The sequence below is a fragment of the Desulfonatronum parangueonense genome (assembly GCF_054656975.1).
Window position 1 is genome coordinate 2,785,580 of the sequence record NZ_BAAHXH010000003.1, and the last position, 13,105, is coordinate 2,798,684.

The 13,105-nt window shown below is 49.3% G+C and carries 12 protein-coding genes; 1 reads left to right on the forward strand and 11 read right to left on the reverse strand.

The annotated features are described in order from the left end of the window. Window positions 1-112 precede the first annotated feature (112 nt). Entirely contained in the window at window positions 113-1,042 is a 930-nt protein-coding gene (locus ACYQ15_RS12790; RefSeq protein WP_459937899.1) for a transposase, read from the reverse strand. Between the two features lie 1,032 nt (window positions 1,043-2,074). Between ACYQ15_RS12790 and ACYQ15_RS12795 the strand changes: the two genes are divergently transcribed. Next, the gene (locus ACYQ15_RS12795) at window positions 2,075-2,353 is read left to right on the forward strand and encodes a BRO-N domain-containing protein (protein WP_459937900.1); all 279 of its coding nucleotides are present in this window, start codon (window positions 2,075-2,077) and stop codon (window positions 2,351-2,353) included. A gap of 964 nt (window positions 2,354-3,317) precedes the next feature. On the opposite strand, the gene ACYQ15_RS12800 is transcribed toward ACYQ15_RS12795, so the two are convergent. The 10 genes from ACYQ15_RS12800 to ACYQ15_RS12845 all read right to left on the reverse strand — a co-directional run bounded on the left by ACYQ15_RS12800 (window position 3,318) and on the right by ACYQ15_RS12845 (window position 13,102). After that, complete coding sequence (locus ACYQ15_RS12800) at window positions 3,318-5,054, reverse strand: hypothetical protein (protein WP_459937901.1); 1,737 nt, start codon at window positions 5,052-5,054, stop codon at window positions 3,318-3,320. Window positions 5,055-5,107: 53 nt separating this feature from the next. Further along, window positions 5,108-5,530, reverse strand: coding sequence for a helix-turn-helix domain-containing protein (locus ACYQ15_RS12805; RefSeq protein ID WP_459937902.1), 423 nt, complete (start codon window positions 5,528-5,530; stop codon window positions 5,108-5,110). A 332-nt stretch (window positions 5,531-5,862) separates the two neighbouring features. Continuing rightward, a complete protein-coding gene (locus tag ACYQ15_RS12810; protein ID WP_459937903.1) occupies window positions 5,863-7,047 on the reverse strand; it encodes a MerR family transcriptional regulator in 1,185 nt (394 codons plus the stop codon). 184 nt (window positions 7,048-7,231) lie between these two features. Beyond that, the gene (locus ACYQ15_RS12815; RefSeq protein WP_459937904.1) at window positions 7,232-8,383 is read right to left on the reverse strand and encodes a site-specific integrase; all 1,152 of its coding nucleotides are present in this window, start codon (window positions 8,381-8,383) and stop codon (window positions 7,232-7,234) included. Between the two features lie 452 nt (window positions 8,384-8,835). Further along, on the reverse strand, window positions 8,836-9,141 hold the full coding sequence (locus ACYQ15_RS12820) for an addiction module antidote protein (RefSeq protein ID WP_459937905.1): 306 nt from the start codon (window positions 9,139-9,141) through the stop codon (window positions 8,836-8,838). Window positions 9,142-9,144: 3 nt separating this feature from the next. After that, on the reverse strand, window positions 9,145-9,441 hold the full coding sequence (locus ACYQ15_RS12825) for a type II toxin-antitoxin system RelE/ParE family toxin (protein ID WP_459937906.1): 297 nt from the start codon (window positions 9,439-9,441) through the stop codon (window positions 9,145-9,147). A gap of 341 nt (window positions 9,442-9,782) precedes the next feature. Continuing rightward, entirely contained in the window at window positions 9,783-10,550 is a 768-nt protein-coding gene (locus ACYQ15_RS12830; RefSeq protein WP_459937907.1) for a hypothetical protein, read from the reverse strand. A 471-nt stretch (window positions 10,551-11,021) separates the two neighbouring features. Continuing rightward, on the reverse strand, window positions 11,022-11,735 hold the full coding sequence (locus ACYQ15_RS12835) for an HAD family hydrolase (RefSeq protein ID WP_459937908.1): 714 nt from the start codon (window positions 11,733-11,735) through the stop codon (window positions 11,022-11,024). Further along, window positions 11,671-12,357 (reverse strand): acylneuraminate cytidylyltransferase family protein, encoded by a 687-nt coding sequence (locus ACYQ15_RS12840; RefSeq protein ID WP_459937909.1) that lies wholly within the window; start codon window positions 12,355-12,357, stop codon window positions 11,671-11,673. The genes ACYQ15_RS12835 and ACYQ15_RS12840 overlap by 65 nt, the downstream gene beginning before the upstream one ends. After that, window positions 12,350-13,102 (reverse strand): HpcH/HpaI aldolase family protein, encoded by a 753-nt coding sequence (locus ACYQ15_RS12845; RefSeq protein WP_459937910.1) that lies wholly within the window; start codon window positions 13,100-13,102, stop codon window positions 12,350-12,352. Before ACYQ15_RS12845 ends, ACYQ15_RS12840 begins: the two co-directional genes overlap by 8 nt. Window positions 13,103-13,105 lie beyond the last annotated feature (3 nt).

Consider the following 13,105-nt stretch of genomic DNA (forward strand, 5'->3'; position numbering starts at 1 on the left):
ATCGCCTCCACTCACCGCCTGGTTAACAAAGGCTTCACCTCCGCGGCCTTTGCGGGCTCAAGCGAGTCTTCGAGCGAGTGAGAGGCCATAACAACCTGATAACAAATAACAATTAACCGATAACGGCGTTAGCCAAACGCTTCATCGAATACACCCCCTCCACTCCCCCAACCGGCGTAAACCTCCGTTCATCCTTGGAATCCAACAGGTGCTTCACCCCGTCGAACACCTCGGACACGAACTCTTTTGAGCCGATGATCCCGCTATCCGTGAAATACCGGCAACGATGGCGGAAGACGTCCACTCGGCTCAGGCGGTAGTTCTTCTTGCGCTCCTTTTCGACCACTTCCCTCTTCATCTGCTTGCCTTTGCCGGTGTCCATTGCGCCGGTCTCATACACGAACTGTCGGTACTTGCGGATGATCTCTTTGGGATCAAGTTCGTTCCACTCCTTCAGGCCCAGGTCCAGATCAAGGAGGTTATGCCTGTTTCCGGTCTGCACCAGATACCCAAGGCCGGACCAACGGTAGTTCTCGGGCTTGTTCACGATACCGGCCCGAACCGGATTCTGGTCGATGTAGGCCAGCAGATTTACCAGCGTTGATCCTTCTTGCACGATCACGCTCTTGTAGCGGTCTCCCCAGAAATAGCCCTTTCTCCTGTGTTTCTTGTTGTAGTATCGGCCAAAGCTTTGCTTGAACATACGCATGAATTCCGACAGCGAACACAAACGCTTGCGGTACGCAGGCAAATCGGCTTCCGAAAGATGAGCCGCTTCGCCGCGTTCAGCATGATATCGTTCTCGCACATCGTGATCATCAACGCCGGTTTCCGGATGCACCCGCAAGGCTAGATGAATGTGATTGCCCATCATGCAATAGCCGAGGATGTCCACGAAGAACATGGTCGCGTATTTTTGCAGCAAGTGAACAAGATGGTCCTTGTCCGCATCGGACAGAGGAAAGCCGGGCAAAGTGGAGCGGGAGATTACATGGTAAACTGTGGGCTTGTCGGGTCGGAGCATGCGGGATGTTCGGGCCATGATTTACCTCCGTGGTGAAGGGCGAAGAGGTTGAGCTGAGGGTGACAGGAAGGATGATTGTCGGTGTTTGAGGAAGTTGTCAATAATTTAACTGTCCCCAATTCCCATTATGGTTGATAGGTGCTGATCAGGATCTTTGCCTGGATACTTTTCCATTACCGTAATCAACAGCTTTTCAACATCCATTGTTTGTCTCCTGTTAATGAATTTAGAAGTTTATGAAGTGACCGATATGGGACAAATGTATGGCTGTCAATGGATTGTAAGAGAGGGGCATTTAGCTGTTTCCGACACATCACACTCATAGGTCCAGATCGAAGCTGAGAACAAGGTCCACAGTTTCTCAAACGATTTGTTCGGAAACCTGACTGTTCTGATGATTGAAAATGAGCCTTGGTTCATCGCCAAAGAGCTGACCGACAAGCTTGAGTACCCCAGGGCTTTCGGTGCTGTTCGATCTTTGCCATGATCGCAGGAAGATAACTCACAAGTATTTAAATGGTTTACTGGCTAAGGGCGCATCAGATGCGACCTTAAAAATCTCTAATTTCAAAACCGGTTGCCTGATTATTTCTCGGGCTGACGTGTTCGCGCTCATTGACGGATCGATCAATCCGGAAGCAAAGTGACGAAAGAATGGCTGAACCGCCATGTGCTTGGCCCTTCATGACCCAAGCCCAGCCCCCCCCAGTAATCATCTACCAGCACAACTGCTTGGCCCGTCGCCACCTACTGAAGAACAACTCAAGGTGGAACAGGAAGTTCAGAATTTTGGGCACAAGACTTTTGGAAAATTGACCACTGAGAATTATCAAGGGAACACCATGTTCATTGGTGGGCATGAATAAAGCTTCTCAAGTACATTGAGAGTTCCAACGCCCTGAAAAGTGATGCCCGAATCATTTTATTAAACATCAAGATGTTAATGAGTTATATGGTAGTATCGCCGGAGCGGCGATATTGAAAAACAGTCCGGCAGGCGTAACTTTGATCAATAGGACAGACCTTTTCAGCCTGCTCAGGAACTCGGGCATGCCAGAGGCAGAAGCATTTTGGGACTGGATCACTACCCAAGTAGTCCCCTCGATCCAGGACTATGGAACCTACCCCATGGCCATCCTCCAGCCTGTGGCCGAAAACAAGGTTCACAGTTTCTCGAACGAGCTGTTCGGAAACCTGACCGTTCTGATGATCAACAACGAGCCTTGGTTCATTGCCAAGGAAGTGACCGATAAGCTTGAGTACCCGGATGCGTACGATGCTGTTCGTGACCTTTGCCCTGATCGCAGAAAGGTAACTCATAATTATTAAAGGGGTTACTGGCTAGAACCGCATCAAACCCGGTTCTAGATATTTCCAGATTCAAGAAGGGTTGCCTGATTATTTCCAGGGCAGACGTGTTCGCGCTCATTGACGGATCGAACAAGCCAGAAGCCGAGGTTATGAAAGAGTGGCTGAGCCGCCATGTGCTTCCGACCCTTCATGACCGAGGCCCAGGCCCCCGCAACCACCAACCGCAAGTATGTGGCCCTTGTTGTCACCGTCCAAGCAGCAAATCAAGGCCGAACATAAGGTTTAGACTTTCTTCGATCGGTCCTTCACTGGGCCAATGGGGAGTACACCCTCCAGATCAGGGTAACAGGTGAACACCTCTCCTTCATGGCATTTCGCCTTCCAGGCTTTTATTGTGATATTAAGCGGTTGCGTCATCGCATGGTGGCAATGCCTTAGGCTTGGCGTGTTCACCTGCTTACTCGTGTTTCTATTGCCTCGGGAACACCTGAAGCCAGTGAAATTAAGGGCTGAGCTGTGGTGTTCACCTGTTTCCCTGATCTGGGGCGGTATCCTCGGTTGGAGCTTTCGGCTTCCTGCTGATCTCGACCACCTCCATATACGGGTTTTATTTTTTGGCGTGGAGATTTCCGTACTCCGAGCAGACGCAAGCGCAGGTCGCAAAGATCTCTGAACTGGGGTGAACAGGTGAACACGCGCCACATGCGGCTGCTGATTTGAAATAATTCGGTTGTGATATTCGAGGGTTGCTAAAAATTCTGGATGACCCTGCTGACCATGGACGTGTTCACCTGTTGCGGTTGCGATGACCATGGAGTAAACGGCGCGAAGCCTGTAAATGCGCGCCTTGATGGTAGGTGTTCACCTGTTCACCGGCCTGAGCGCTTTGAGAAGTGCCCGGGGGTGGTCGGCGCACCCCCAGGGCATTATCACGTCATTTCATCAGACCTGTACTTGGTGTGATCACTGATGCCTTTCAGCTTTATGATCTTGGTCCGTTCAGTTCCAGGTCGTAAAGATTGTAGAGCCGCCCGCCGACCTGCCACTCGGGATCTCCTGAGACCTCATAAGCGGAGGGCAGTCCAAACCCACCCAAGGCCCGCAGATAGGCAGTGCCGCGATGTTTTGCCGTATTCAAGGCTTCCCGAGTTTCAAATCGGTGGCCATGTTCGTCGCACCATTCGACGGCATGTTTTCCGGTATCCGTGTGGAGCCATTTCGTTATGGCACTTTTGGCTAATCCAAGTTCAGCGGCCAGGTCTCCCGGTCTGATCATTTGAGCAGCCCTGATCGCCTGAATCTTGGGGTCGGTTTGTGCGGCACTGCCGCCGGCCATGCTTTCAATGAAAGCAGTATTGAGCAGCTGCTGGACAATGGCATAGTCGGCGATTTCCGCAATCAGGCGGCCTTGCTCGTCCTGGAAGCGCTGAAACTGGTGAGCTATGGTTGTGGCCATGATGGCCGAGTACAACTGCGCGAGGGTTCTGTTGACCGACGTGGAATGAACCTGATCCACTATAAACTCATTGATCCTAGGGGCGAAAGGAATAATAACGTCAAAGGATTCCAAGCATGCGTGAAACTCCTTCCAAGCCGTGATCGTCTCTTCAGGCACATTATTAGCCAACCCGGCAACGGCCAAGGCTTGCCTGTTTGATATTGCTCGGCCTTGCTGCCTTGATGTGTCGGTGTGTATCACGATTGACCTATTATCATACTGCGGTTCAACAGAGCCTTCCGTAGTCGAAGTCATTAGGGCTATTGACCCACGAGCAGAAGGTCTCTCTGTGGTTAGACCCTCATCAGAACCAGTTGCCCTTTGATGGGATATCCTCCCAGCGGAATGAAACTGCCGGATAACGCACACCAGTTTCTTATCGGACTTCAAGAAGTCTGCTTCCGTAATATCGAGCACCATATGCTGGAGCGTGTCCTCCAAGTTAAAAAAGCTCCGGGGAGTGGCACTGGTGAGCTCTTCGTAATCCACGCCCTTGGTGTAGAGTTCGAGCGTCTTATCCTTAGTATGCGTTTTACCAGTACCTGATGGTCCGTCCAAGATCAGGCCGAGCGGTCCAGTACCGGCACTTCCATGCTTCATCAGGCGGCTGTCCGCAACCATGGCGCAAATCCCGATATTGCCACGTTCCCCCTCCACGCCCAGTTCGTTGACCAAGTTGATGCGTATTTTGACAAGCTGTGGATCATGGGCGATTTTTTCCACAGCTGAGATATTCGCTTGCACCGCTTCGACGTTCGTGGGCTCCTCTTTTGACTGCAAATCTTTTGCCGGGGCTTCCAAGCCCGCACATTCAGCACTTTCCGCCTGTGTTTCAATTTCTTCCATCGAACCTCCTTGGTTGTCTGTTATTTCTGCGTTTCCCGTCTTCCTCTCCTCAACAGGCCGGTCGGCAACTTTGTGCTTTCCGCGATCAACCTTGTCTGTAAACTTGCCGCATCGTCCGATTCCCTGTCTGATAAGTAGTTCACAATCGCAGTAAGAGCCGCCTTCCCTTATGTAATCCAAAGTTCCGCAGACATCGATACCTTCCATTTTTTTCAAAAGGGTTCGAGTAATGTCCAAGTCAGTGGTACTAGGGGAGCATTCGTAATCGTCGAAGATGTGATTGCTCATGGCCACATCTTTCAGATTATCTATAAACTCGTCCCATGAGGGGTGCTCCATTGTGAGCACCTTCGCACCTTCTGCTATCATTTCCATGTGTTCCTCCTTGTTAGATGTTGAGTGGATGCCCAGCCCACCGTGAAAAGTATTCATAAACAGAGTTCTTCTAGCTTCTTCTTTTTTGGTTCCCATCCTTTGTGAAACTCGTGTAGCGCCTTCATCAGCGCCCCTTCGGGGGCAACCATTCCTTCCAAAACCCCCTTGCACATTCTGTCAACCATGTTTGATACTCCGGCCATGGTTCCAAAGAAACCTCCGAGGTTCAACACTCCACTTGGTTCCTTCAGCATGTTATGGATGATATTCTCTACATGAGGTTCATTCGCCAAGATAATCCACAACTCCACCCTTTTTCTGTTATCACCTGTCGGAATTACAATCCCTTTCTCCCAGCGGTTCAATGTATTTTGTGATACCTGTAACATGCGTGCTACATCATCAAGTTCCAGATCATACTTCTCACGTGTCCTCCTCAGAAGGTCTGGAAAATTCTTGGGCAGTTTTTTTTGCATGCTGTTCTCCCGATGTTGGTTTGGGGTGAAAACGTCTCGGCAAGATAACATATGTATTTCATATGTCAACCCATATGTTAAAATTTTTTGGCTTATGGATTATTCTTATTTTATTACAGTATGTTAAAGAAGGATTCGATTGTCGGAGTACCCTCAGAGCGTAGAGGTCCTTCCTTGGCGCGATAATGGCGACTGCTAAAAAAAAAACCGAGGCAGATAACCGCCCCGGCATTGTCTTTCCAGTCCATTCCGCACCTCACCGCTCCGAAGCCAGGGCATCCATTTTGTCCCCGGCTCCTGCCCTGCCCCGCTGGTCAGTCTGGTTCTGACTGCTACCGCGCCATAATCAAGCTCCTCAGAGTTCCCCGATTCCAGCCTTTCCTGGCAGTCAATGTCGGCACACCGGCACTGTCGAGAATCCTGACCATGTCGGCAAAGGTCAGTTCGGGGTGTTTAGCCTGCATGGCCTGTATCCAGTGAGTTACGGCTTCCCTCTCGGGCTTGCCCTCGTGGATTGATTTTTTCACAAGGTCCAGGTCAGGGCTATCGGAATATTCCTTTGGGTCTTTGAAGGTTCTGATCCTTTTGCGTTTCGGGCCGGCACCACCAGCATCACCGGAGGCATCACCGGCATCACCGGCGGCATCAACATCGACATGCTCCAGTTTCACCTGGATCTTTTCGAGGTCCAACTCCGTTCCAGTGGTCTGGGCTACGATGCCAAGTTCGGATTCCACCTTCTCGATTCTGGCCTGAAGCTCGACGGCAACCTTATAGTATTGCGTCAGCGCGGAATTGACCTGGGGGATGATCTCGGAGAATTCGGAGAGCAGCCGGGATTCGAGGCGGGCGAGGGATGATTCGATCTGGTTTTGGATGGTTTCGAGGAGGTCTGTATGTGATTGACGGGGAGCCGAGGGAGGTGAGGTGCATGTCGGTGTAGCGTCGTTGAGCTGGTTTACGAGGACTTCCCCAATCTGCCTTTCACCACTCTGGCCATCCATCCCTCCGTCAGTCCCTCCATCCATCCGTCCATCCGTCCATTTCTCCATCCGTCCATCCATCAATCCATCCGTCCATTTCTCCATCCGTCCATCCATCCGTCCATCCGTCCATCCCGGGTTAAGCCGCTGCACCCATCCCTCAAGCCATCCATTTAAATCGGGAGGTTTGGGGTGCGTTCCCGATAATAGTCGTCTTATGTCGTGGATGTTGTATCCTTCGTCTTTCAAGGCAAATGCCAACCTGAAAAAGTCCAAATATTCGTGGGGATACTTCGGAGTTCGTCCTTCATTCTTGACCATTATGAAATCGTGAAATTGATTTTTGCAAAAGATTACAGTCTTGTAATTCACCTGCAACTCATCGGCGATTTCCTTCAGCGTATACAACTGCTTCTCGTTCATATCATCAACCTCCTTGTTAGCGGACCCACATACAACCCGGCCCGCCATCGATTTGTTAACAAAAAAGGGTGATGTCGGCTGGTATCGTAGATATCCACCTTCATCACCCACTGCTCGACCCACCAAACTTGGGCACATACTTTCACTGCAAAATCATAACATCTCGGAATTTAATAATATTTATCCTGCCCCTTCAGTAGCACGATCTCCACCCACCATATACCCACCAGCGTAGGGTGGGTATTAACAAACGAAAGTGAATTATCTCGTATAGTTCACCCCAAATATTCACCCATCATATACCCACCAGCGTGTCCATAATCTTCGTTGCTTCGGACAATGTGCCGTATGTAAGATGTGCATACCTTTGCGTTGTTGATATCTGCGAATGCCCCAGTAGCTTCTGCACTTCGTAGAGGGATCTGCCGCTGTTCACCAGAAAAGAAGCGTAGCTGTGCCGGAGATCATGCAGGCGAACGTCGGGGATTCCGGCTGCCTTTCTGATCCGATTCCAAGTGGAGAAGAAGTACTGCAAGGGCTGACCGGTTTTGGGGTTCGGGAAAACATACTTGGAGCCGTTGCTTTGCCTCCGTGTCAGCACTTCCACCGCTCTGTCTGACAAGGGAATGGTTTTGGGCCTTTTGGCTTTGTTGCGTGATGCGGGAAGCGTCCATGTGGCCTTCTCCAGGTTCAGCTCCTTCCACTCCAGTTCGACAACTTCGGATTTTCTGGCCCCGGTAACCATTAGTAACTCAACAATATCCGGCACAACGTCACTGCTACATTCCTTGAGCGCGGTCAGCAGGCGCTGCATCTCCTCGACGGTGAGAAACCGCTCCTTTTGGTTGTTCTCCGCCAACTTTGGGATGTGCCGGGCCGGGGACTTGTCGATAATCTCCCAGCGTTCGGCCAGGCTGAAAATGTATTTCACTATGGCCATGTTGCGATTTACCGAACCCGGTTTCAGGCCTCCAGCGGAAAGCTTGTTCTGTAGGTCCACCAGGTCATGCTTGCTGATGTCGGTGAGCTTCTTCTGGCCCCACAGCTTCATCATGCGTTGCTCGATGGCAGTCTGATCGTACTCCCAGGATCTCTTGTAGGTTTTGATGTACGGAATGTAATTATTTTTCACGAAGTCACGAAATGTCGGGATCGCCTTCAGCTTTGTCTGGGCCTGGTGGGGATCAAAGCCGATCACTGACTGGCTTTTCATTGTCTTTGCGATATTGCGAGCATCTTCAACCCCGATGGTTTGCGGTGTGCCTATCTTGATCTGTTTCAGATTCCCGGAATTGTCTCTGTATCTCAGATAGAATGTGGACGTGCCTGTGCTGCGCACTTCCAGCAGAAAGCCCTGAAGTTGAGTGTCAAAGTAATCGATCTTGGCTTTGTCTTTAGGCAAAGGCGGGTCAGCAACAAACGCCGGACGCAAGTGTACCTTGGGCATGATATATACCTCCTGAAAAAGTTAAAGCCGCCCTGGATGGTTCCAGAGCGGCTTGGTGATGGTTTCCTTGGGATGCTAGAGAGGTCCCTTTGGAGCTTATAACAAAGTTCAGGAGGTGTTTTCGAAAATTACAGACGTGGTGTGGATTGGTGTGCTTGGATTTGGCCTGCTTGTGGCTACATATGGCTAGAAGGCGCTAGGATTGTTTCTGTGGTGTTCACTGATATTTGGCATGCACCGGGTTGGCAGGATGTGCAAAAATTCGGTGTAGGGCGAATAAGGGGATGGTTCTGAGCGGGGAGGGCAGGTTATCGAAGGTCCGATGATAAGACCTCAGTTGCTGCGGGGACGGGCAAGAGGAAGGTGATGGTGATGGGCGTTATCAGAATGAAGGCAATAAAAAAGGGAAGCTCGATGTCTTCCCTTTTACTGATCTCATTCTTTCCAACCCTTCAGGTATGCATTGGCTGCGCAACCAATTTTACTCCGAGTGCCAAGCAAACTTTGGCCACTGTTTCGAAGCGAGGATGGGCATTGGGTCGTAGCGCCTTGTAAAGCGCCTCTCGGCCCAGTCCAGCATCCCGAGCCACTTGGGTCATGCCACGAGCCCGAGCCACTACGCCGAGTGCGTGGGCTAGTTCGGAAGAGTCATTTTCTTCAATCACCATAGTCAGGTAGGCAGCGATGGCTTCCTCACTGTCCAAGTGTTCAGTTATGTCGAATTTCGGCAGGTCAGCTATTTTGATTTTTTGGGACATGGTTCAATCCTCCAGGTTGGCAGCAAGTTTGATGGCCTTGGCGATGTCGGCTTTCTGAGTGGATTTGTCACCTCCGCCAAGCATCACGATCAACGTCGAGCCCTTCTGGACATAGTACATGCGCCAGCCAGGTCCGAAGTCCTCGCGCATCTCATAAACACCATCGCCCACCGGCTTTACATCTCCCAGCAGGCCGCGCTCCGCTTTGTCCAGCCGTTTGGCTAAGCGCAATCGCGTCACAGTATCACGAATGTACAACAGCCATTCGGCAAACTCTGGAAGTTGTTTGATCGTGAACATGTTTGGATTGTATTCGACCGAATACAGTTCGTCAAGAAAGAGCTGTCAGGCTACCAACCACCTGCGTCCACCAACCTCTTCATCGAATACCCCCCCCTCCACTCCCCAAACGGCGTAAACCTCCGCTGATTCTTGGAATCCAGCAGGTGCTTCACGCCGTCGAATACCTCGGAAACGAAATCTTTTGAGCCAATGATCCCGGAGTCGGAAAGGTGATGGGCTTTCTCAGGTTGCAGGCAAAAAAGAAAAGGAAGCTCGATGGCTTCCCCCTTCACTGGTTTTGGTCTTTTCGACTGGTCGGCTTCAATTGTCCTTGAACACCTTTTCAACGTGTGGGACCCTCACCGTCGCCGAATCCAATCTGTCAGCCACGCCAGCAAACCGCGCTTGGCCGGACGCGCGGCTTGCGCTTCTTCTCGCTCGATCAGCGCCAGTGCTTCCTTCACGCCCATCGGCACAATGCCGTCATCAGTGACCAGGCCTCTGCGCTTCAACTCTTCGTGCCGGTAAGGATCGCGTCGGTTGGGGATCAGGGCGTATTGCGCTTTGAGGAGCTGTGATTGCGCTTCAACGCTGAGTTTCCCCTCGGTCTCGTAGCGACGTTTGAAGGTGTCACGATGGCTGGGCAGAACGTTGCCGAAGTTATCCAAGCAATCAGTGACATTGGGGATGAAGTGCTTGACGAAGCCCCAATGACCCATGCGGTAGATGCCAGCCTGAAAGACCACTTCGTCGTGCAGCCTCCCCTGCTCGGGTGACCGCTGTTGGTAGGCGGCAGCGAAGGTTTCCAGCTCTTCGGTCAGTTTCGGTGCACCATCGTCAAACGCCAGCAGCACTCGCCACTTGGCAGCCAGGGTCAGTAAGCGCTGGTGTTCTTTGTCGGCGTACGGTGTGTGCAGCAGCTTCTCCAGGGAATTGACTTGGCTGGACAGTCGGCTGTGCTCACGGTTGACCAGTACGGCAACAAGTGAAGGATCAAGCTTCTGTGTCATCCAGTTGTCCGTTATTTTTGTCTTTAAAGTGTTCAATAGAAATGCCAGAGTCGCGTTCTGCCGCAAGGTTTTGCTGGCCGCAAGCTTGTGTCGTATTCCTGGCTGAACGGCCTGCATCACAGCTACGCCTGGGCATAGGGCAAAAGCCTGAAAGTGTTCGAAGACTTCGAATCGGCGCAGGGCAGCCGAGGGATTACTGTATCCAATGGCTGGCTTGGATAGCTTGGGTGCTGGTATTTGAGCTGGGCGCGATCCCGGAACGGGAAAAACCTGTGACCGAGCAGGGAAAGTGAGCGCGATATACTGGCCTTTGATGGCACGATTCTTATAAAATTATGCGACTTAGTCGCTGGAAAGGGTGCGGCGTTTTATTGGACATTACAACTATTCGGGGCTTCTAATCTATCCCAGACCAGGTTGTCAGAAACGCGTAATGCTCCCTTATTGGACATTACAGGTTGGCGATGTTTGAGGAAGTTGTCATTTATTTAACTGTCCCCAATTCTGCTTCGTAGTGCATGCGGAAGAAAACGTGCGGGATCGACTGGAAAATTCATGGCGAGCATTCGCTACAAATGGTCCGGTGTTTTATTCAGCATTACAAGTAAAAATGTCTTTTAAATGTTGGACACATAATAACCTTTCCTTTGAACAGTAATCTTGCCATCCAGAAAATTCGCTCCATCCACTGACAAATATAAAATCAATCCCAGAATTATTAGCAGCCTGATGATCATACTTGCTATCCCCAATATAAAGGGCTGGACGAACAATATTACTTCGCCCAATTTCTCTTTTCAGTATGTCAATTTTGTCATCAGGACTACCATAAATGCCGCCATCAAATAAATCTGACAATCCTCTATGTTCAAATACATTTCGTAGCTCTTCTTGGTCGCCACCTGATACTATCATCCATCGAGCTTGCTTTGTTTTATCACGCAAATCATGCAAACCTTCAGCTACCTCACAAGCCATAAGCCCTTTTTTTACTTCTCTGGCAAATCCATTCAGCAAGGTTTCAAGGGTGTGTTGATCAATCCCAATGCCTAAAATATCCGTTAAAAAATATTCAAATTTTTTATATCTGGATACGCCACCATGATTTATGTGATAATTTCTTAATGTTTCCGCGGACTCCTGACCATAAGGTAACGCGGTGTTGTAAAATGCCTGGGTCTTTACCTTGTTAGAGTTTAGAACAACTCCATCGCAATCACAAATCAAGGTTTTATAATTACTCAGTTCCATCTGTGAGCCACTCATATCCAAGTTTTTTGTATAAAAATTCTGCAAATTCAAAGTCCATCTCCTCGTCCAGGTCAACAGACTCGATTCGGGATAATGTGATAAACTTTGGTTTGAAGCCAACAACGTTTTTACGGGTTATCATAGATCCTCGATCAATTATTGTGATGGCAAAATTTAGAGAAACAATGTCAGGCAGATCCTGGCTCTTCGGTGTTTCATCAGCCTTGTAATTTATTGGTTTCCCATCAAGCCATAAAAATTTTTTTTCACTGGTAACAGAGTTGAAACTATCATATCGACCATAATCGTCAAGAAATGAATCCAAAGCCTGTTGATGCGTACTTACCTTAACTAGTGGACTCGTAGTCTGAGTCATCATAAGGATATCAGTGTGAGTTACTTCAGCAATATGTTTCCAATGCTGATCGTTAGTAGCTTGTGAGCTGGCAAAGTATTCTTCTCTCTTGTGATATGAGACTCCGTGTTTTTTTGCGATATCAATAGATATCTCACAATCCGTGTTTATAATAATATCATCCAAACCACGAACATTTTTTAATACTTGAATTTTTAATTCAAGTATATTAGTGTCAGCAAAAGGACGTGTATTCTTTGACTTAACTCTTTGAGAGCCTTTTCTGACAGGTACGACTGCTACAACTTTTTTACTCATTTGTGAACACGCTCCTTATGTTAAGTATCTGGTCCATATATATGCTGACATCAACAGAGTAGGCTATGTAGCTGAACCCCTCATTCTTAAGGCGTTTAGCTACTTGCAAGGAATCACAAAAAGCACCAGTTAAAATACCTTTTTTTCTGGATTTCTCTGCGATTTCATTCAATAATGAAACTACCTCAGGAGATTCAACTTCACCAGGCTTACCAATCGATTGAGAAAGATCGTAAGTGCCTATAAATAACACATCAAAGTTTGGAATATCTAAAATAGCGTCAAGATTGCGTACTCCCTCCAGGCCCTCAACCTGCAAGATAAGCAACTTGTCATTGGCCTCTTTAAAATATCTATCCTTTGGTGTGGAGCCAAATCCGGCTGCACGAACGAAACGACACACACCTCTACTGCCAAGTGGATGGAAACGTGCTGCTTTGACGGCTTCCGCAGCCTGTTCAGGAGTATTAATATTTGGGACCTGAACACCGTCAGCACCTGTGTCAAAAGCTGCTCCGATGGCACCAACATCAACTCCTTTGACCCGAACAACAGAAGACATGTCAGTTAATCGTGCTGCTTTAACATGGTGATGAATTGTTTCCCAACTGGCAGGCCCGTGCTCTGTGTCCAGGATGATAAAATCAAGTCCACCCAGACCGGCCACCTCAACCATAGCGCTGTCAGTAGTTTTACTAAAAATCCCAAGGCAGGCCTGTCTATTCATTTTAGTTTTTAAATTCATTGA

Excerpts from the sequence above, each read along its gene's own strand:
- ACYQ15_RS12790 (WP_459937899.1), bottom strand. The coding sequence starts at position 1,042 with ATGGCCCGAACATCCCGCATGCTCCGACCCGACAAGCCCACAGTTTAC.
- ACYQ15_RS12795 (WP_459937900.1), top strand. The coding sequence starts at position 2,075 with ATGCCAGAGGCAGAAGCATTTTGGGACTGGATCACTACCCAAGTAGTC.
- ACYQ15_RS12800 (WP_459937901.1), bottom strand. The coding sequence starts at position 5,054 with ATGGAAATGATAGCAGAAGGTGCGAAGGTGCTCACAATGGAGCACCCC.
- ACYQ15_RS12805 (WP_459937902.1), bottom strand. The coding sequence starts at position 5,530 with ATGCAAAAAAAACTGCCCAAGAATTTTCCAGACCTTCTGAGGAGGACA.
- ACYQ15_RS12815 (WP_459937904.1), bottom strand. The coding sequence starts at position 8,383 with ATGCCCAAGGTACACTTGCGTCCGGCGTTTGTTGCTGACCCGCCTTTG.
- ACYQ15_RS12820 (WP_459937905.1), bottom strand. The coding sequence starts at position 9,141 with ATGTCCCAAAAAATCAAAATAGCTGACCTGCCGAAATTCGACATAACT.
- ACYQ15_RS12825 (WP_459937906.1), bottom strand. The coding sequence starts at position 9,441 with ATGTTCACGATCAAACAACTTCCAGAGTTTGCCGAATGGCTGTTGTAC.
- ACYQ15_RS12830 (WP_459937907.1), bottom strand. The coding sequence starts at position 10,550 with ATGCAGGCCGTTCAGCCAGGAATACGACACAAGCTTGCGGCCAGCAAA.
- ACYQ15_RS12840 (WP_459937909.1), bottom strand. The coding sequence starts at position 12,357 with ATGAGTAAAAAAGTTGTAGCAGTCGTACCTGTCAGAAAAGGCTCTCAA.
- ACYQ15_RS12845 (WP_459937910.1), bottom strand. The coding sequence starts at position 13,102 with ATGAATTTAAAAACTAAAATGAATAGACAGGCCTGCCTTGGGATTTTT.